Source organism: Streptococcus sp. E29BA, from assembly GCF_041807805.1.
GTDB classification, from domain to species: domain Bacteria; phylum Bacillota; class Bacilli; order Lactobacillales; family Streptococcaceae; genus Streptococcus; species Streptococcus entericus.
The window spans coordinates 1-722 of the sequence record NZ_JBGTZA010000073.1 but is presented as its reverse complement, the minus strand read 5'-3'; the positions used below and the strand labels follow the sequence as shown (position 1 = coordinate 722).

Sequence of the window (722 nt, the reverse complement as noted above, 5' to 3'; positions counted from 1 at the left end):
GGTAGTGTGGTTACGTACAGTTTACACGACAGAAACGCTATGAGTTTTTTTGTTGCACTATATTTTACAATTTATCACAATAATAAAATCTTGGTCAAACGCGTCATCGCCAAGTCTGGTGACTGGGTTGACATCAACGGCGATGGTGATGTCTATGTGAATCAGAAAAAATTAGATAAACCCTATATTTTGGAGCAATCTCTTGGGCAAACAAATCTGACTTACCCTTATCAAGTGCCAGACGGTCAACTCTTTGTTATGGGAGATAACCGTGCAACCTCTCTGGACTCTAGGCATACGTCGATTGGTGGGATTTCACAAGAACAAATCGTCGGAAAAATTATTTTTAGGGTTTGGCCTTTGCAAGAAATTGGGACGATTAAATAATCGATAATAAACAGACAAATAGAAAGGAGGAAGTTCATTGGAAACATGGTATAAGTGGGTGCTCCAGTCGTTAAAAACCTATCGGCACCGTCCGTTTTGGAAAAGTGCTTTTTGGGCAACGGCTATACTGACGACATTTTTAACAACGTATTTTTTAATCTTACCTACCATTACACTGGAAGGTAACAATGCGAATCAGACAACAACCTCGACAAGTATCTCGCCGCCCCCAAGTTCTCAAGAGCAGGAAACCCAGGAAGTGAATCGGTTACACTAAACTAGACAGAATTTATAAAGTGTTCTACACTAAAGAAAACAGGAGAACTCTATGTCTA

At 39.9% G+C, this 722-nt stretch carries 1 protein-coding gene; it reads left to right on the top strand.

From position 1 onward, the window contains the following. Positions 1-387: signal peptidase I (lepB, locus tag ACERC8_RS09950; protein WP_373659704.1), on the top strand; the 387-nt coding region annotated here is incomplete at its 5' end. Positions 388-722: the final 335 nt, after the last annotated feature.